The sequence below is a fragment of the Haloarcula marina genome (assembly GCF_024218775.1).
GTDB classification, from domain to species: domain Archaea; phylum Halobacteriota; class Halobacteria; order Halobacteriales; family Haloarculaceae; genus Haloarcula; species Haloarcula marina.
The window spans coordinates 327,937-345,253 of record NZ_CP100404.1 but is presented as its reverse complement, the minus strand read 5'-3'; the positions used below and the strand labels follow the sequence as shown (position 1 = coordinate 345,253).

Genomic DNA, 17,317 nt, shown 5'->3' with positions numbered 1-17,317 from the left:
CGTCAGTCGTCGCCGTCTGCGGGCCGCGTCGCCGCGGCCGGTTCGGGTTCGGCCTCATCCTCGGGTTCTACCTCGGCGGCCGCCGCGGCGGGCATCCCTTTCGTCCAGCGGTAACAGCCGTACGCACAGACCGCGGAGGCGACGCCAGCCACGGCGAGGGCGACACTGACACCGCTCCCGATGCCGAGCGGCGCGAAGAGGCCGACCGACCACCAGTTCCCGCCCGCACTCAGCGCTGAGACGAGCGTCGACCCGTTCGTGTCGACGGCTTGGAGGCCGCCGCTCGCGCGGCCGATTTCGGTGACGTACGGCGCGAGGAGCGTCGTCGCGGCGGTGACGATAGTCGTCACGACGGCCCCGCCGAGGACCGTCCGGACGAGGTTCCCGCCGCTGATGGCCGCCGCCCACATGCAGAACATCGGGAGGGTGACGAGGTCCGCCAGCGGCATGACGACGACGCCGGGGACGAACGCCAGCCCCAGCGCGTACGGGATGAGCAGGAGTCCCGCGACGACGGCCGTCGTGTCGGCGAAGACGATGGCCCCGGCGTCGATGCCGACGACGATGTCCTCGCCGCCGAATCGCTCGCTCTCGTTCACGCGGGCCGAGGCCCGGTCGACCAGCGGTTCGAGGCCGTCCACGAGGAGGTCGACCATCCGCGGGAGCAGCGTCAGCAACCCGGCGACGTACACCGCAGTCCGGAACGCGGCGAGCGGCGGTCGTCCGGCGAGGACGCCGACGAACAGACCGACGAGAAAGCCCAGCACGACGGGGTCGCCGAGCGCGCCGATGCGGCGCTCGATGGCCTCGGGCCGCAGGTCCAGCGTCCCGACGACCGGGACCGAGCGCAGAACGCGGTCGATGGCGAACGCGAACGGCGCTTGCAGGACGCTCTGTGCGTGGGGAAAGCTCGTCCCCGGCACGTCGAAGTACGCCTGCGAGAGGTCCGCGGTCCAGTCGGCCAGACGGAGGACGATGACCTCCGTCACCACCGCGGCGGCCAGTCCCAGCACCCAACTGTCGGTGAGGAGGTAGACGACCGCGGCGTTGAACGCCCACTGCCAGTAGTTCCAGATGTCGGCGTCGAGCGTCCGCGTCCACCCGACGGCGAGGAGGAGGAGGTTGACGCCGAGGCCCAGCGGGATGACCAGCGCGGTCACGCCCATCGCCCACGTGAAACCCGCGACGGTCGCCCACCCCACGTCGAGGCCGACGAGGTCCAGTCCCCAGCGGGTTGCGAGCGCCGCGACGGTGTCGCCGATAGGGCCGAGGACGAAGTCCAGCACCGCGAAGATACCCACGAAGGCGACGCCGACGAGCAGGGCCGACCGCACCGCCGTCCGGACCGGCAACCGAACGGCCATGCCGAGTGCGAAGACGATAACCGGCATGAGCAGGGCGGGCCCCATCGCCGAGACGAACACCCGTAGCTGCGTCAGTAGTTCGACGGCGCTCGCGGCCTGCAACAGGGAGTCGGGCGTGAGGACCATCGTGAGACGGGTCGTGGCTGGCCGGAGAGACGCGCGTCTCCGTGTTAACACCGTTGGGTAGCATCCGGCGACGGCGACCCGGTCTGTGACCACAAACTATTCACCACCCCTGTGACACGTCCGGACATGCGACGCCGCCAGCTCCTCGCCGCCCTCGCCGTCGGCGCGACCCTCCCCCTCGCCGGATGCTCGGACCCGCGCGGGTCCGTCCGTCTGCTGGACGTGAGCGACGACGCCACGCTCGCCGCGCGGTGGTCCGTCCCCACCGCCGACCTGCCGGAGTCGTACCGCTCGCTCGTCGTCGGCGCTATCGACGGCGACCCCGACCGCGCGACGGTCACCGACACCAGCGCGCCGTTCGACCCGGACGCCCCCATCGAACACGAGTCGGGCTACTACGCCGTCGACCACGAGGCTATCGACGAACGGACACAGACGCGCTACAGCGTCGAAGCGACGTTCGACCCTGACACCGTCCCCGAGCGAACGGTCGCGTACGCCGACCTCCCGGCCGTCGACCGGACGAACCTCGATGGCCTGTTGAATCCCGAGACGCGGCGCGACTCGGGGATGGCACTCGGCGTGAGCGTCCACTACACCGACGCCGAGGCCGCCGAGTCCGTGGTCGTCCCAACCCCCGAATACGACGGCGTCACCCGCGGGGACGAGACGTTCGGCATCGCGGTCGTCGACGCCCGCGAGGTGACGGTCTACGACTACCGCTATCGGGCCGAACCGCTCGCGGCGGACGCCGCCGGACTGGCCGCCCTCGCCCGCGAGCGGTTCCGATTCGCCTTCGAGAACCTGCCCGCCGACCAGCGGGCCATCCTCGACGAAGCGAAAGACGGCGGCGTCCACTCAGAAGACCCGCCGAGCGAGGCGTTCTCGGCCCTCGTCGAACGGTTTCGCGCCCGCGACGACACCGCCGTCGAGGTGACCGACTACGACGGCCAGTGGCTCCTCGCGTACGACGGCACGGACTGGTGGGCCGACGTGCGCTATCCGGAGGGGATGCGGGACGAACCCCGTAACGCCTAATTGACGCGGCGCGAAATCCCCTCCATGGATAGACAGCAGGTGATGGCGGTCATTCTCGCCTTCCTGATGGTCGGCTCGGCCGTCGTCTACGGACTCGCCTTCGCCTTCCTTTAGTCCCACACGTCAGAGAGCGGGTGGTTGCGGTCGCGGCCCCCGCCCGACCGCGAGCGCGACCGGTCGTGACGGCGGCGCGCGTTCGCCGAGACGCCCGACAGCGCCCGGTCCGGCGAGAAGTCGGGAAGGTCGGGAACCGACGTGCGGTCGACCTGCGCCGCGAACCAGTCGGGCATGTCGTGGCGTGCGCGCTCGAACAAATCGAGGAGCGACGCGTCCGCGAGGTACGTCGACCCGTAGTCGTCCGGCGCGCGGATGACCCGCCCGCAGGCCTGAATCACGGTCCTGAGGGCGGTTCGGTAGTACCAGCCCCACTGCCCGTCTTCGAGTCGGCGGGCGACCCGCGAGTCGCGCGTGTTGGGATACGGGGCCTTACACAGCACTTGCCAGCGACACAAATCGCCCTCCAAATCGAGGGCCTCCTCCATCTTCACCGAGAGGAACACGTCGGGGTTGTCGCTGCGCTTCCACGCCGCCAGCGCGCCGTCCCGGTCTTCCTTGTCGTGAGTTCGAACCCGCGGGCCGACGCCGAACTCCGTCAGCAACTCGTCTAACTGCTCCTGAATCGCGTAGGAGTGACAGTGAATCAGGCCCTTCTCGTCGGGATGCTGGGCCATGATGCGGACGGTTTCGCGGGCCACCTTCGGCAGGGTGTCGTCGCGGTGCTCGTAGGTCATCTTGCCCTGCGTCACGTCGTAGAGCGGCCGGTTCTCGACGGGGAACGTGTGGCCCACTTCGACGAGGGCCACGTCGTCGGGGTCTAAGCCGACGTTCGCGCAGAACGCGTCCTTGTTAAGAATCGTCGCCGACAGCAGGGCAAAGCGGTTCCCGCGGTCCCAGACGGTGTGTTGGAGGTACCGTTCGGGGTTCATCGGCTTGACCGTCACCGGGCCGCCGTCGTCAGCCTGGTCGACGACCCACGTCGTCGCGCTCTCGGGGTCGCGGTAGTCCTCCTGAAACCACGAGAGGTCGCTCCGGAGTTTGTTCAGCGAGTCGCGTTCGGCCACCTCGTCGGGCGAGAGTTCGGCGTTGCCGCGCAGTTCCTTCACGCGGCGTTCGGCGAGGTGTTCGATGCGTTCGGCGAAGGCGACGGCCTCGTCTAAGCCGTCGAGGTCGGGGATGTCGAGGTCCCGCCACATCGGAATCGTCTGCGGCGAGAGGTCGATGGTGGCGTACATCTCCGCCCACTCGCCGAGGCCGTGGGCCTCGTCGATGACGACCACGTCGCGCTTGCCGAACACGTCGCTCCCTGCCGTCTGCATGAAATAGGCGAGCGTCATCGCGGCGATGCGGCGGTTCGAGGCGATGGCGCGGTCCGAGAAGTACGGACAGCGGTGCTTCACCTGACAGTCGAACTCGCGTTCGCGCACGCACGGGGCCTGATTGACCGGCGTGTCCGTCTCGCCCGGGAGGATGCAGTCGTAGTTGTTCTTCCCCCGGATGACGCACAAATCCTCCAAGAGGGCGTCTTCGGCCACGTCGTCGAGTTGGGAGACTTGCGGCGTGGTATAGTAGGCGTCGACGACCTGTTCCGGGGCCGCCTCACCGGCGGTGCGGGCGCATCCGGCGATGGACCGTGCCAGCAAGGACTTGCCGCTCCCGGTCGGCGCACGAACGAGGACTACGTCGTTGCCGCCCTCGAAGGCCGCGCGGATGTCAGAGAGGGCCTGCTGCTGGTTCCCGCGGTAGCCGGGGGCCGGGAACTCGTCGTGAATCCGCGCCGGGTACACGGACGAAGGCAATGCCCCGCCGGGGGTAAACCTTTCCTGTCAGGGAAGTCCTAACCGGACGGTCTGCTCGACGCGACCGACGTGTGGTCCGTGGTCACATACACACGGTCGTGGTACCGATACTCTCGGAACTCTTATACATATACCCCGTGTACATTTGTTTGCAATGGCAAACGGTAAGGTTGATTTCTTCAACGACACTGGCGGTTACGGTTTCATCTCGACTGAGGACGCGGACGAGGACGTTTTCTTCCACATGGAAGACGTCGGCGGCCCGGACCTTGAGGAAGGCGAGGAGATCGAATTCGACATCGAACAGGCCGACAAGGGCCCCCGCGCGACGAACGTCGTCCGCAACTAACGCAGATTTCCGGTCGCGGAAGCGACCACATCTGACGTGTTTTATCGACGCCGCACCGACGAGTGGCGACGTTACATATAAAATCCGGGGTCGAACTGCTAGACGGGCAGTCCGCTACCGGAGTATAGAGGAGACGGGACCGTAGCGATAGCTGCCGACAGCGCCCCGCTATCGGCCCTCCACGCGGGCCCGCGACGTGTGGACTCCCGTCGCGTTCCCTTTTTCACTCGCGAAGCAGCGCGTACAGCACCGCACACAGGCCCGCGACGGTGACGACCCCACGGGCGAGCAAGACCACGCCCTCTCCCGCCGCCAGCGCCGCCGTAAAGCCGGTAGCGAGGAAAGCGCCGGTCGTCAACAGGCCGATACCGACCGCGAGCGCCCGCATCTTCGGTGCGTCGTTCCGTCGGAAGCCGCGGTAAGCCAGCGCGGCGACGAACAGGCCGACCGCGGCGGTCAGCGCCCGCGACCCCCACGCGACGGTTTCGGGCGAGAACAGCGCACCGAACAGGGACGTCATCGCGACCCCCCACCGTAGACGGTCCAGAGGATAGTGCCGAGACCGGACAGTTCACACGCGCTCACGGCGACGGAGCGGCCGACGACGTCAACCGCAGTGAGCGTCGGGAGGCCGAGGCGAAGCAGTTCCGGAACGGTCGTGAGCAACAGGAGGCCAACCGCGAGCGCCAGCAGTCCGGTTCCGCCTGTACCGCGACGATACCCGCGGACGAGGACTGCAGCGATGACGACCGACAGCACCAACGAGAGCAGCGACAAGGCGAGGACAGCGACGGCTATCGACGGGTCGGCGCCGGTCGCTCGGAGTTGCAAGAGCGGGCCGTACATCTACGACAACCCCTCGAACAAGTCGGTGAAGCGGTCGGCCGGGTCCGTCGACGATTCGCTGACGCCCACCTCGTACTCCCCGTCGGCGAAGCGGACGGTCACTTCCTCGACGGTGGTGACGTACTGCTTGTAGTGGTGCCCGTCGGGGTCTAACGTCTGTTCCGCAGTGACGAGTCCGGCGCGCTCAAGTCGTTCGAGACGGCGGTATGCGGTCGGGTCGGACATCTCGCAAGCCCGGCAGAGTTCTGAGACGGACATCGGTTCAGTGGTGAGAGCGGCGAGGATGGTCCGGGCGTACTCGTCGTCTACGAGCGCGAGGAGTTCGTCGTCGCCAGCCTCGTCCATACGTCTTCGACCCGTGCCCTGGTGTTAAAAATCACCCACGGGCTTCCGGGAGAGAAGCCGTCGACGGGCCACTATGCCGTCGGTGGTCGTCCGCCTCGATATGCGACTGCCAGTCCCTGTCTCCGCACGTCGCGGGTTACGACGGGTCGCATGGCCCGTCTGGAACCGAACGCAGAACCGTCTGCGAGCGCCGATTCGTGCCCTCTTACCCCTCGTCGTGACGCTCGTCGCGCTGGCCGCGATACAGACGACGGTCCGCACGCGGTTCGACCACCCGGTCGTCGAACTGCTCGAACTGGGTGGTTTCGTCGTCGTCCTCGCGGTCGGGACCCTCGGGAGCGCCCGGTTCCTCGACCGTCGCTCGCTCGCGGGCTACGGACTCGGCGTTGACCGCGAGTGGGCCCGACAGGCGGCCGTCGGCGCCGCAGTCGCGACGGCGAGCAACGCCTTCGCGTTCGCGGCCGTCCTCCTCGCTGGGTGGGCCAGCGTCGCGGGATTCGCTGAGACGCCCGGAATACTCCCTTTCCTCCCGGCGCTGGCTATCACGTTCTGCCTCGTCACCGTCGCCGCGACGTGGGAGGAAGTCGTCTTCCGGGGTATAATACTGACCAACCTCGTCGAGGGGACCGACGGCTACCTCCCGCGGTGGGTCGCCGTCGGCCTCTCTCTGACCCTCACTGTCGTCGTCTTCGCGTTCCTCCACGGGGGCAAGGTCACGGCCGTCAGCCAGTACGGCTACTACCTGCTGGCGGGTGTGCTGCTCGGGGGTCTCTACGTCCTGACCGGCGACCTCGCGCTCTCCATCGGCTTCCACGTCGCATACAATTTCACCATGAGTGTGGTGTTCGGCCTCGGCGTCTCACAACAGACCCCCGAACTACTCGTGCTGACGGTGACCGGACCGACGCGCTGGGTCGGCGAGGAAGGCCTGATACACGTCGTCGCCGTCGTCCTCGCCGGAATCGCGTTGCTCGCGTACGTCCGCTGGCGCGACGGGCGCCTCGCGGTCGCCGAAACCATCGGGACGTGGTGTGGCCGGTGTTGACTGGCCCCTACGACTCCTCGTCGAGCGCCGCCACGTCCTCGGCGGTCACCTCGGTGTCGTCGGGTAGGCGGTCGATGCAGTCGTAACAGAGGAAGTGTTCGGTGCCGTCACCGAGTTCGAGGACGATGCCCTCGGTCGGCCGACTCTCCTGCGTCCAGATGTTGGCGATGCCGCCGCCTATCGAGACGCTGTCGCCACAGCCGTCGCAGGGCTGGGAGGCCATAGTTGCGGTAGCCGCGGCCGCGGTAAGGCCCTTTCTTTTTGGCTAGTGACACCAATAGCCATGGTATGGAGGTCGACTGCGAGGGCTGTGCGGGGTGCTGTATCGACTGGCGGCCCCTGACCGGCCGCGACATCGACCACGAGCGCCGCGGCCCGTTCGAACCGCTGGACGACACCTACAACCTCGTCCCCCTCTCGCGCGAGGAGGTCCGGGCGTTCGTCGACGCGGGCTACGGCGACGCACTTCGACCGCGGTTGTGGAAAGCCGACGCCGAGGACGACCGGCGGGTCAGGATAGACGGCGTCGACGTGGCCGCCATCGACGGGCGACCGGTGTTCTACGTCGGGTTTCGCAAGCCCCCGAAACCCGTCGCCCCCTTCGACCGGCCGCCGACGTGGCTCCGGGCCTGCGCGTTTCTGGACCCGACGACGCTCCAGTGCCGCATCCACGGCGACGACCTGTACCCCCACGCCTGCGCCGACTATCCCGGCGAGAACCTCGCGCTCGATGCCGAAACGGAGTGTGAACGCGTCGAACGCGTCCACGGCGGCCGCCGACTACTCGACGACACCGCGCCCGACGCGACGCCGCTGTTCGGCCCCGGCGCGCTGGGCGACCGGGTGTTCGCCCACCCTGACCCGGACCGTCTTGCAGGCGCTATCGGTCGATTCCGTGACGACGCACTCACCGCCGCCGACCGCGCGGAGTTCGTCGCCGTCGCCGCCGCGTCTAGTCCGGGAACGCTCGTCGTCAACGACGAGTGGTACGAACGGACCCGCGAACGGGTGCTCGACGCCGACTCGTGGGCGGGCCGGGCTATCGAGACGTGGGCGGACAGCGCCGCCGAACTCGGCGAGCGAGCGCCCGACGCCGAGTCGGCCGACACGGTCGAAGACGCCGACGGCGCGCCGGAGACGCCGGGGTGGTGAGCGCCGTCGAGTCGGCGACCGACCCGCACAGCGGGGATGCATTTTAACCCCTTGCCGCTCCGTGAGTGGGTATGCACGTGCTGGTGACCGGCGCGACGGGGTTCGTCGGGGGCCACTTGGTCCCCGCGCTCCGCGCGGCGGGTCACGACGTTCGCGCCCTCGTGAGGGACCCGTCGGCGTACGACCCGCCCGCGGGCGTCGAGGTGGTGACTGGGGACCTGTTGGACCCCGACAGCTTCGCGGACGCGTTCTCGGGCGTCGACGCCGCCTACTATCTCGTTCACTCGATGCGGGCCGGGTCGGACTACGCCGAACGGGACCGCCGGGCCGCGGCGAACTTCCGGGAGGCCGCTGACGCGGCGGGCGTCGACCGCGTCGTGTACCTCGGCGGCCTCGGCGACGACGGCGAGATTCGGTCGAAACACCTCCGGTCGCGCCGCGAGGTCGAGTCCGTCCTCGACGCGGGCGCGTACGACCTGACGGTGTTGCGGGCGGCCATCATCGTCGGCACCGACAGCGCCAGTTTCCGACTCATCCGCGAACTGACGGCCACCCTGCCGGTGATGTTCACCCCGCGGTGGGTCCGCACCGACTGTCACCCCATCGCCATCGACGACGTGATCGAGTACCTCGTCGGCGTCCTCGCCGAACCGGAGACGACGGGCGAGACGTACGAAATCGGCGGTCCCGAAGTCCTCACGTACGCCGAGATACTCCGCCGAACCGGGGAGGTCATGCACGACGCCGAACCGCGCATCGTTCCGATTCCGATACTGAGTCCGCGCCTCTCCTCGCTGTCTATCGGACTCGTGACCGACGTGCCGTCGAACGTGGCGCGACCGCTCATCCTCGGTCTGAAGACGCCGGTGGTCGCCAGCGACGACCGGATTCAAGAGGTCGTCCCGGTGTCGCTGACACCCTTCGAAACGGCCGTCGCGCGTGCGCTCGACGACGAGAACGACGCCGAAGACGCGGACGGAGCGGCGGCCGACCAGCGGACCCGCGCCGTCGCCGACGGAGGCGACCGATGAGCGGCGAGAGCCCGCATCCCGACTACGGCGAGACGTGGGTGTACGAGAGCATCGTCGGGGCGCTCCCGGGCATCCGATTACCCACGTGGGCGGCGCTGACGATTCAACTGGTCGTCTTCGAGGTGGCGGTGGTCGCGATGTCGTGGTACTACGACGTGTGGAACGCGGCCATCGCGGCGACGGTGGTGGTGTTCGTCGCGACCATCGGCAGCATCGAAATGCTCCGCATCAGCACGCTCATCCGCCGCATCGACGTGCCGCCGACGTATCGGGCGCTGCTGTTCTCGTCGAACATGGAGGTTGTGCTGTCGGTGCTCGCGTACATCGCCATGCTCACCCACCTGTTCGTCTTCGACCCCCAGACGGCGGAGATACCGCTGGTCACGACGCTGTTCGGCGAGGACCCGCCGGTGCTGGTGGTGTACCTGACGCTGCTCATCCTCTGGGACGTGTGCTACCGTATCGGGACCGGATGGTGGGCCAGCGTCACCGGCCTGTGGCGGTCGCTGCGATTCCGGTTCGACCCCGAAACGGTGCGGGTGTTCCAGCGGGCGGACCTCGAGACGTGGGGCTTCGGCGTCCTCCAATTGGTACTGATACCGTTCGTGCTGAACCAACCGGTGTTGCTGGCGGCGCTGCTCGCCCACGTGGCGGCCGTGACGGTGGTCACCGCCGCGTCGGTGACGCTGCTACAGGTCAGGTCGAGAACGCCCGGCGCTACTCAGAATTGATCTGCTTGAACTGGTCTAACAGGTCTTCGGTAGATTCGCCGCTGTCGTAGCTGACGGTCCCGTGATACGCTGTCCGGTCGTCGTCCTCCGACAGGTCGACCTCGTTGTTCTTGCGCTCACGGCGTTCGTGTTCGTCGTCGTCATACGCTCCCATCGACATAGGTTACCACACCACAACTTGGGTGCTAATGCCTATCAATGTAACGGTGGGGTCAGAAGTGCCGCCACAGCCGCTCACAACTCGGTTCGGCCGCTGTTCGGCGGTCGCCATCGACCGAGGCGGAACGCACAAGAGCGCCGACCGACTACTAACAGTGTGGCTGGCCCACTTCGATTTCGCTACTCGACCGAACGCTGGAGCGAGGACCGCGTCCAGCGTGACCTTCTCTCTCCGCTGCAAGACACCTTCGGTGCCGACCTGAACGGCCCGTGGTTCGCCCCGCCCGAGGGGTGGGCCGCGCGCCGACTGGAGATGAACAACGGCGATTTGGCGCTATTCTGCTGGAACGGCAACGAAGCCTACTGGCTCGGGAACACGCAGACGCCCGAACCGCTCTGGCGCACGAACAAGCGGACGTTCGAGGAAACGCCGGACCCCATCGCCGAGTGGGGCCGACGCGAGCTCCTCGCCCAACTGGAAGTCGAGGACCCGTGGCTCACCGAGTACGACGCCGTCGCGAACTTCTTCCTGCCCGTCTTCCTCTCGAAGGACGGCCGGGACTCCACCCGGCGGTTCTTCCGGGACCACGCCGGTGGCTTTCCCGACGCCTCTCGCGAGGCCGGACTGGCCTTTTACGACGACTTCCTCGCCCGCGGGGTCTTAGACGAGTACCGCTACACGATGGCGAGCAAACTCGGGACTAGCGAGGGGTTCGACCTCTCGCGGATGCAGGCGACGATGGGCGAGTTCAACGCCGCCAAACTGCTGGTCGACGCCGGAAACGACATCGAACCCGAGGTGGAACTCAACTCGGGCCACTCCGTCGACTTCCGCGTCGAGGACACCCTCGTCGAAGTCACCCGCCCGCGGCCGCCCGCCCGTCGGCAGGCCAACACCGCAATCGGCGCGCTGAAGGCCTCAGGCGACGCGAAGACCCGCGACCAACTGGCCGCACACCCCGGGGCCGTGTTGGCCGTCGACTGCACCTCCTTCCCCGACGACGACTGGCGGCGCGTCCACGCCGAACGCCCCGGCGTCGGCTACGAACCACTCATCGTCTTCCGGTACCGCCCCGACGGCCGCGTCGAGGGGTACACCCACGGGTCGGTCCCGTTCCCGCTGCCGCTCTGACGGACACCACCGTAGTCTCCCATGTTACCGCTGTGAGCCACCAGCTCGACAAAATCCGCTCACCAGTTGACGTAAATATATTCATACCATGGTGTCGAGATACTGTCACGGTAAACCCACTATGGACGTCGACACATTCGTCAGCGAAAATCAGCCCAACGAGGGAGCCGACACGTTCGAACTCGAAAACAGCAAACTGCTCGACATCGCCGTCGAGGGCGGCGTGATGGCGAAAGCCGGATCGATGATTAGCTACACCGGCAACCTCGATTTCACCGGGAAATCCTCCGCCGAAGGCGGTCTGACGGGCTTCATCAAGCAGAAAGCCACCGGCGAGGGAACGCCCATCATGGAAGTCGAGGGGAACGGCCACCTGTATCTCGCCGACCAAGGCAAAGAGATACAGGTACTCTCGCTCGACCCCGGCGAGAGCATCTCGGTCAACGGCAACGACGTTCTCGCGTTCGAGTCCCAGGTGGACTACAAGATTTCCACCATCGACAGCCTCGCCGGGTCCGCGACGGGCGGCCTGACCAACGTCTTCCTCGAAGGCCCCGGGAACGTCGCCATCACCACCCACGGCAAACCGCTGGTGCTGACGCCGCCGGTCAAGACGGACCCCGCCGCCACCGTCGCGTGGAGCGGCAACACCTCGCCGAGCGGGAGCGTCAACCGAAGCCTCTCGGACATGGTCGGCCAGTCGTCCGACGAGAGCTACCAACTGGACTTCTCTAACAGCGACGGCTTCGTCGTCGTCCAGCCCTACGAGGAACGGAACCCCCAGCAGTAACCGACCCCCGTTGTTTTCTCCCCGCCCCGTGAAGCGAGCGTATGCCTAACGTCGCCGACACGCACATCGTCAACCGCGAGCGCGTCCAACCGACCCACGCCAACAACTACGAGAGCGCCCACGGGGGCATCGTCATGAAGTGGATGGACGAAATCGGCGCGATGTCGGCGATGCGGGCCGCCGAGGAGTCCTGCGTCACCGCGCAGATGTCCCGCGTCGACTTCGAGCGGCCAATCCCCATCGGCGACACCGCCCGGGTCGAGTCGTGGGCCTACGCCACCGGCCGGACCAGCGTCCGCGTCCGCATCGAAGTCGCCGCCGAGAACCCGCGTACCGGCGAGACGGAGCAGACGACGAGCGCCTACGCCACCTTCGTCGCCGTCGAGAACGGGACGCCCGTTCCGGTCCCCGAACTGACCGTCAAAGGCGAGAAGTGTCGGAAACTTCGGGACCGGGCGTTGGCCGAGGAACCGGACCGGGAGTGAGTGGAGTTAGTCGTCGACGAACCGCGTCGGCGTGACCGCGACTGCCAACAGGACCGCCGGGCCGACGAGGAAGCCAGCCCACGTCGCCACGCTCAGCAGTGCCGCGACCGCTAGCCCCGCCCGGGTCCGCGTCGTCGTCACGGACGCGTCCCGGCCTGCCACCCACAGCGCCCACGCCCCGCACGCCAGCGGGACGACCACGTACAGCGCCGTGACGACGACGCCAGCGGTCGGTCCGGTCTTCGTCAGCGCGACGCCCGTCTGGACCGCCGTGTTCACGCCGCTCGCGAGGACGAGCAGTGCGCCGAGAGCGAGCGCACCGCGGACGAGCGAACGCGACCGGTCGGCCCACCGACGACGGGTGAGGACGCCACCGGCGAGGACGGTCAGCGCGAACGGCCCGACGACGAGCAGCGGCGATTGGCCCTCCCACAGGTGGACCTGCACGAGGTCGAACGGCACGGTCAGGTACTCCGTCGGCGAGAATTCCTCCCTGTAGCCGACGGTGACGCCCACCTCGCCGCTTCGGTTGTCGGGTTCGTAGACGGCGACGAGGTACGCGGCGTCGGCGTCGACCGGTCGGTCCAGACTGGCAGTGTGATACGTCGCCGACGGCGCGAACGGTTCGTACTCGGCCCGCGCCGGTCGCTCGCCGGTGACGACGACGGCACCCATGCCGTCGGGCACCGACACCCGTCCCGGCACGCCGTCTGTCCCGTCGAACGACTCGCTCATGACGACGACCGAGGGGGCGAACGAACCGTCGTCGGGGGTGAACGTGCCGACCCGAAGCCGTTCACCCGCTGTCAGAGAGAACCGGTAGTACGCCACTTCGCCCGGTTCGATATAGTCGTAGAACGACCACGACTTCGCCGCGTCCGGGACCGCGACGGCGCTGTCGGGACTCGTGTTGTCGGTGGGGAAACTCGGGACGTGTCCGGCGACCGGTACCGCCACGACGGAGAGTGCGAGGACGACAATGACGGCGCGAGCGGCGTTCATGGGCGTCGTTGGGGCGCTGCCGTTATAGAGCAGTGGTCACTCGGTGACAAAACGCGTCGTGGAGGTGTGGTCGGAAGGAGCGGCGGCCGGAATTTGAATCCAGAGTCAGACGTGCTCGCTTCGCTGCGCGCGACTGACAGGGATGCAAATCCCGCATCCGGCTTCCCACGCGTGACGGACCCGTCGCTGTCGCTCCGGGTCAGTCACTTGGAGAAAGCCTAGGCCGGAATTTGAATCCGGGGTCTCGTCGCCTTACGGCGATATACGACGCCTGTGGTTCTCTAACGGTGACTGGCACCGGTATCGTGGACCTGCGAGAAGCCATGAGTCTGAAACCAACCCCACCGCACGAAGCGAAGAACCGATTCCTCAAAGACAAGCAACCCGGCGTCACAAAGAAGACGCTCAAGAACTACCGAACCGCTATCCGACAGTTCTGTGACTGGCTGGAAGCCGAAGGGATTACCGACCTGACCGACCTCGACAGCGAAGTTATCCAGCGATACAAGGAACACCGTCTCTCCAAGGTCAAAGTCATCACCGCCCGGCAGGACATGATGACGGTCAAGCAGTACGTACAGTTCTGTGAGCATATCGCGGCCGTTCCTCGGGGGCTGGGTGATATGGTACGAATTCCGAAGACCAGCGCGAACGACGAGATATGCGATGACCTGCTCACCCGCGACGAAGCGACAGAGCTGTTAGAGTTCCTTGACCGCTACGAGTACGCGACGAACCGCCATGTTACTCTTCTGATTCTCTGGAAGACGGGAATGCGGATGAGTGGGCTCCGAGCATTGGACTTAGGCGACTTTGACGAGGGGCGGCCGGCGCTGGAAGTCCGTCACCGGCCCCTGGAAGGAACGCCGTTGAAGAACAAAGAGCAGAGCGAGCGCGACGTACTGCTCACGCCAGAGACGGCCGAGATTATTCGTGATTACGTAGATGGAAGGCGGATAGCTGTGACCGACGAGTACGGCCGCGAACCCCTTCTAACGACCAGAGAGGGCCGTGTAGTCGAGACCACGATTCAGCGGTACGTGTACACTGCGACCCGTCCTTGCTACTACAACGGGGGCGAGTGCCCGTTTGACCGCGACCCCGAGGATTGCGAAGCTATGTCGTGGAACGCCTCAAGCAAGTGTCCGGGTAGCGTCAGCCCACACGCTCTTCGTCGGGGTTACGTCACGGCGGCTCGGAACGCGGGCCAGCCGAAAGATGTGACGGGTGAGCGGGTAAATATGAGCGGAGAGGTGCTTGATACGCACTACGACAAGGGGTCAAGTGCTGAAAAAGCGGACAGGAGACAGGAATACATCCGAGATATATAATTTACTGACATTTTTACCCAAGCTTAATTTTAGTTCCACTCTTTTTCGCAAGAGATGATGGAAGATATTGAGGCCCCCCACGTTTATACGAATTCTGACCAGCTATCCGGAGTGACAGAAGAGTACGTCTGTTGGCTTGATTTGATGGGAATCAAAGGTGCCATGTCTCGGTCAATAGAAACATCTGCTATTGATATTCTGAATTTACATGTCGCTGTTGATGAAACAATAGACCGGAATGAAATCACTCACTACCCTGTTATGGACGGGGTCTATTTAACATCTGAATCCAAGGAAGACATGCAACAGTTACTGATAGGTGTCTTTAGTAAACTTGCAAAAGATAACATCGAAAATAGAGACCGTGAATATACATATATTCCTCGCGGAGCGCTTTCATACGGACCGATAATCCATGGTGAGAATATTTCAGACGAAGCCAATGAGAGCTTTATGACTTCGTCAGACTATGCAGATACACTATTGATTGGTCTCCCGATGATTCAGGCTATTGAAAGCGAAAGCAAAGCACCACCATTTGGGATATTCATTGACCAATCTGCCCGAGCCTTTGCACCTGATGGGGAAGACCCTATTGAGCGAAGATGGTACGAGTGGTATCGATACTTAGATGACGAGATTGAAGAGTTACTATACAACACTCTTGAGGACTACTATGAATGGTGTGAGAGCAATGCTCACCGTGTTCAGTATCCCAAAGAAGATATTAAAAGACATAGAACAATGGCAAAAGAATATCTGATGAGATAGTAGGTTGGGACGCAACCCTTTGTACAGAAAGGACTGCGGTTATCGAGCTTCTGCGAGAACGCGCCGCCTGCGAGGAATTCCACTATCTCAGGGAAAGTATCCGCGCTATTGCCGTTCAATTAATCTGTAACCGCCTGTTTAGTACCGCCTTTTCATGTTTCGACTATGCCGATTCGCCAGCGTTGCCCCCCGACAGAGGAATTCGTAGATACCTTTCAGGACACTATTGTTCCGTCTTCTATTCCCTCTTCTCGGTTCATTGATTGGGACGGGATTGAAGACGAAATAGAGAACTATGAACGTCAGATTGAGGCTATTCTTGACCTCGAAGGCGTCTCTGAATCGGAATTTGTGGAAGGACTGGCTGACGCCCTGATGAACGCTGATGACACCCGGAAGTGGATTGATTTCTATTTCGAGGTTTTGGGTGAGCGTGGGAACAAGTATAGTGCCTTGGAAGGTGTATGGAAGTTCTACGATATACAGCGGTCTATAGACGCTGGGGACAGAGAATCCGCTCGCAGTCTGGCGGACATACTGCAAGAAATCGGACTACAGTATATCGTTGATGAAGCAGACATTCGGGACCACTTCCGGGGAATGCTCGTTGGAATGGAGTCACACGCAAGGAAAAACCGTCAGGGTGAGTGTTTTGAAGAGTTGGTGGGCGAACAGATAGCGAATATTGCTAACCGACTCGTTGACGCAGGCTACAACGTCCAAATGGACGCTGAGTACACTACCGCGTACAACGACGAATCCGGGCAAAAGAAAACGGTTGATTTCGCCCTGTTTGAGGACGATGAACTCAGGCTTGTGGTCGAGGCGAATGCCTACAAGGTCGGGGGGAGCAAACCATCTGAAATCCGTCGGTCGTACAATCACGTCGCCAAACGGATGCGGAACGACGACGTAGCGTTTGTCTGGATTACAGATGGACAGGGCTGGGCAAAGTCTTTAACAAACGTTCTCCGCCAGAGCTACGATGACATAACCGACCTCTACAATCTGCATCAAGCGGAAACCGAACTGCCCGACGACGTAGAGCGGTTCTTTGAAACGAAAGAAGTGTAGCTGTTACTGGTTGGGGATAGCCAGCGGCGTCTCGTGAATCGCGCCCAGTTCTTGCAGTTCCAAGCTCAGTTCTGAGAGGGGCTGATTATCGTATAACTCTTCGACCAGTTCAATGGTCATATTCCGGCCGGTGTAGTTCCAATAGCGAATATCTTGCTCGATGAACAGCCACGGAAGCGGTTTCAGCAGTGCTTCGGGTGTTCGCCCGACAGAGAAATCGAATGTCTCTCCGTATTTATCGAGGACAGCAGTGGGTGACTCTCCTTGGTGAATGTCCATCACCGCTTTGCACAGTGCTTCGAATGAATCAGCATCATCTTGCTCTCGCTTCCAGTAGAGGTCAGAGTAAATCTCACTGTGAGACGGGGCGGGATTGGCCGTTTCATCCCATCCCTCAACGCAGACTTTGAAATCATATCCCTTGTTAAGCCACGCCGGACGAATCAAGAACACCTTCGTTCCGTCCTGTAACTGGTCCACAACGTAACTAACATACTGCTCGTTGCGGTTCTCGGTCAGCGAGAAGGTGAGAACAGTTCCCACTCGAAGCTTGTTCAACTGGTCTTCCCAGTCGTGCTGGGACAACATCGCCTCGACAGTTTCAGGATACCTATCAAATCCTAAAACGTCGTGTTCTCTAACTATTTCAACCACATAAACCGGATTACAAGCATGGAATATAAAGTCCGA

General features: G+C 64.0%; 21 protein-coding genes. 12 read left to right on the top strand and 9 right to left on the bottom strand.

Annotated features, from left to right (window positions below; all coding sequences use genetic code 11):
• Nucleotides 1-2 precede the first annotated feature (2 nt).
• Nucleotides 3-1,490, bottom strand: coding sequence for a PTS transporter subunit IIC (locus NJQ44_RS01795; protein WP_254272970.1), 1,488 nt, complete (start codon nucleotides 1,488-1,490; stop codon nucleotides 3-5).
• 126 nt (nucleotides 1,491-1,616) lie between these two features.
• Here NJQ44_RS01795 and NJQ44_RS01790 point away from each other — a divergent pair, with 126 nt between their 5' ends.
• Nucleotides 1,617-2,528 (top strand): hypothetical protein, encoded by a 912-nt coding sequence (locus tag NJQ44_RS01790; RefSeq protein WP_254272969.1) that lies wholly within the window; start codon nucleotides 1,617-1,619, stop codon nucleotides 2,526-2,528.
• A gap of 110 nt (nucleotides 2,529-2,638) precedes the next feature.
• On the opposite strand, the gene NJQ44_RS01785 is transcribed toward NJQ44_RS01790, so the two are convergent.
• Nucleotides 2,639-4,372: an ATP-dependent DNA helicase gene (locus NJQ44_RS01785; RefSeq protein ID WP_254272968.1), complete on the bottom strand. Its 1,734-nt coding sequence runs from the start codon at nucleotides 4,370-4,372 to the stop codon at nucleotides 2,639-2,641.
• A 166-nt stretch (nucleotides 4,373-4,538) separates the two neighbouring features.
• On the opposite strand from NJQ44_RS01785, the gene NJQ44_RS01780 reads away from it, so the two are divergent.
• Nucleotides 4,539-4,733, top strand: coding sequence for a cold-shock protein (locus tag NJQ44_RS01780; protein ID WP_166967680.1), 195 nt, complete (start codon nucleotides 4,539-4,541; stop codon nucleotides 4,731-4,733).
• A 223-nt stretch (nucleotides 4,734-4,956) separates the two neighbouring features.
• Here the strand turns inward: NJQ44_RS01780 and NJQ44_RS01775 are convergent, their stop codons facing one another.
• Genes NJQ44_RS01775 through NJQ44_RS01765 form a run of 3 tightly spaced genes read right to left on the bottom strand, consistent with a single transcriptional unit; the run spans nucleotide 4,957 to nucleotide 5,924 of the window.
• Nucleotides 4,957-5,253 carry a DUF7521 family protein gene (locus tag NJQ44_RS01775; protein WP_254272967.1) on the bottom strand — a complete coding sequence of 99 codons (297 nt, stop codon included), beginning with the start codon at nucleotides 5,251-5,253 and terminating at the stop codon, nucleotides 4,957-4,959.
• Nucleotides 5,250-5,579: a hypothetical protein gene (locus tag NJQ44_RS01770; RefSeq protein ID WP_254272966.1), complete on the bottom strand. Its 330-nt coding sequence runs from the start codon at nucleotides 5,577-5,579 to the stop codon at nucleotides 5,250-5,252. The genes NJQ44_RS01775 and NJQ44_RS01770 overlap by 4 nt, the downstream gene beginning before the upstream one ends.
• A complete protein-coding gene (locus NJQ44_RS01765; protein ID WP_254272965.1) occupies nucleotides 5,580-5,924 on the bottom strand; it encodes an ArsR/SmtB family transcription factor in 345 nt (114 codons plus the stop codon).
• Between the two features lie 100 nt (nucleotides 5,925-6,024).
• On the opposite strand from NJQ44_RS01765, the gene NJQ44_RS01760 reads away from it, so the two are divergent.
• A complete protein-coding gene (locus NJQ44_RS01760) occupies nucleotides 6,025-6,969 on the top strand; it encodes a CPBP family intramembrane glutamic endopeptidase (RefSeq protein ID WP_254272964.1) in 945 nt (314 codons plus the stop codon).
• 7 nt (nucleotides 6,970-6,976) lie between these two features.
• Here the strand turns inward: NJQ44_RS01760 and NJQ44_RS01755 are convergent, their stop codons facing one another.
• On the bottom strand, nucleotides 6,977-7,192 hold the full coding sequence (locus NJQ44_RS01755) for a DUF7561 family protein (protein ID WP_254272963.1): 216 nt from the start codon (nucleotides 7,190-7,192) through the stop codon (nucleotides 6,977-6,979).
• A gap of 65 nt (nucleotides 7,193-7,257) precedes the next feature.
• Here NJQ44_RS01755 and NJQ44_RS01750 point away from each other — a divergent pair, with 65 nt between their 5' ends.
• From NJQ44_RS01750 to NJQ44_RS01740, 3 genes are all read left to right on the top strand, one after another.
• Complete coding sequence (locus tag NJQ44_RS01750; protein ID WP_254272962.1) at nucleotides 7,258-8,121, top strand: YkgJ family cysteine cluster protein; 864 nt, start codon at nucleotides 7,258-7,260, stop codon at nucleotides 8,119-8,121.
• Between the two features lie 71 nt (nucleotides 8,122-8,192).
• On the top strand, nucleotides 8,193-9,152 hold the full coding sequence (locus NJQ44_RS01745; RefSeq protein WP_254272961.1) for an NAD(P)H-binding protein: 960 nt from the start codon (nucleotides 8,193-8,195) through the stop codon (nucleotides 9,150-9,152).
• On the top strand, nucleotides 9,149-9,883 hold the full coding sequence (locus NJQ44_RS01740) for a DUF7530 family protein (RefSeq protein WP_254272960.1): 735 nt from the start codon (nucleotides 9,149-9,151) through the stop codon (nucleotides 9,881-9,883). The genes NJQ44_RS01745 and NJQ44_RS01740 overlap by 4 nt, the downstream gene beginning before the upstream one ends.
• Here NJQ44_RS01740 and NJQ44_RS01735 read toward each other — a convergent pair.
• Nucleotides 9,870-10,043 carry a DUF5786 family protein gene (locus tag NJQ44_RS01735; RefSeq protein WP_254272959.1) on the bottom strand — a complete coding sequence of 58 codons (174 nt, stop codon included), beginning with the start codon at nucleotides 10,041-10,043 and terminating at the stop codon, nucleotides 9,870-9,872. The two genes, NJQ44_RS01740 and NJQ44_RS01735, sit on opposite strands and share 14 nt — an antisense overlap.
• Nucleotides 10,044-10,199: 156 nt before the next feature.
• Here NJQ44_RS01735 and NJQ44_RS01730 point away from each other — a divergent pair, with 156 nt between their 5' ends.
• The 3 genes from NJQ44_RS01730 to NJQ44_RS01720 all read left to right on the top strand — a co-directional run bounded on the left by NJQ44_RS01730 (nucleotide 10,200) and on the right by NJQ44_RS01720 (nucleotide 12,449).
• A complete protein-coding gene (locus NJQ44_RS01730) occupies nucleotides 10,200-11,174 on the top strand; it encodes a DUF5784 family protein (protein WP_254272958.1) in 975 nt (324 codons plus the stop codon).
• A 121-nt stretch (nucleotides 11,175-11,295) separates the two neighbouring features.
• The gene (locus NJQ44_RS01725) at nucleotides 11,296-11,964 is read left to right on the top strand and encodes an AIM24 family protein (protein WP_254272957.1); all 669 of its coding nucleotides are present in this window, start codon (nucleotides 11,296-11,298) and stop codon (nucleotides 11,962-11,964) included.
• Nucleotides 11,965-12,005: 41 nt separating this feature from the next.
• Nucleotides 12,006-12,449, top strand: a complete 444-nt coding sequence (locus NJQ44_RS01720) for an acyl-CoA thioesterase (protein ID WP_254272956.1) — start codon at nucleotides 12,006-12,008, stop codon at nucleotides 12,447-12,449.
• Between the two features lie 6 nt (nucleotides 12,450-12,455).
• Here NJQ44_RS01720 and NJQ44_RS01715 read toward each other — a convergent pair whose 3' ends face one another.
• Nucleotides 12,456-13,451: a hypothetical protein gene (locus NJQ44_RS01715; RefSeq protein WP_254272955.1), complete on the bottom strand. Its 996-nt coding sequence runs from the start codon at nucleotides 13,449-13,451 to the stop codon at nucleotides 12,456-12,458.
• A 323-nt stretch (nucleotides 13,452-13,774) separates the two neighbouring features.
• Between NJQ44_RS01715 and NJQ44_RS01710 the strand changes: the two genes are divergently transcribed.
• The 3 genes from NJQ44_RS01710 to NJQ44_RS01700 all read left to right on the top strand — a co-directional run bounded on the left by NJQ44_RS01710 (nucleotide 13,775) and on the right by NJQ44_RS01700 (nucleotide 16,627).
• Nucleotides 13,775-14,782, top strand: coding sequence for a tyrosine-type recombinase/integrase (locus tag NJQ44_RS01710; RefSeq protein ID WP_254272954.1), 1,008 nt, complete (start codon nucleotides 13,775-13,777; stop codon nucleotides 14,780-14,782).
• A gap of 57 nt (nucleotides 14,783-14,839) precedes the next feature.
• Nucleotides 14,840-15,553, top strand: coding sequence for a hypothetical protein (locus NJQ44_RS01705; RefSeq protein ID WP_254272953.1), 714 nt, complete (start codon nucleotides 14,840-14,842; stop codon nucleotides 15,551-15,553).
• Between the two features lie 165 nt (nucleotides 15,554-15,718).
• Nucleotides 15,719-16,627, top strand: coding sequence for a DpnII family type II restriction endonuclease (locus NJQ44_RS01700; protein ID WP_254272952.1), 909 nt, complete (start codon nucleotides 15,719-15,721; stop codon nucleotides 16,625-16,627).
• 3 nt (nucleotides 16,628-16,630) lie between these two features.
• On the opposite strand, the gene NJQ44_RS01695 is transcribed toward NJQ44_RS01700, so the two are convergent.
• Nucleotides 16,631-17,281 (bottom strand): hypothetical protein, encoded by a 651-nt coding sequence (locus NJQ44_RS01695; RefSeq protein ID WP_254272951.1) that lies wholly within the window; start codon nucleotides 17,279-17,281, stop codon nucleotides 16,631-16,633.
• Nucleotides 17,282-17,317 lie beyond the last annotated feature (36 nt).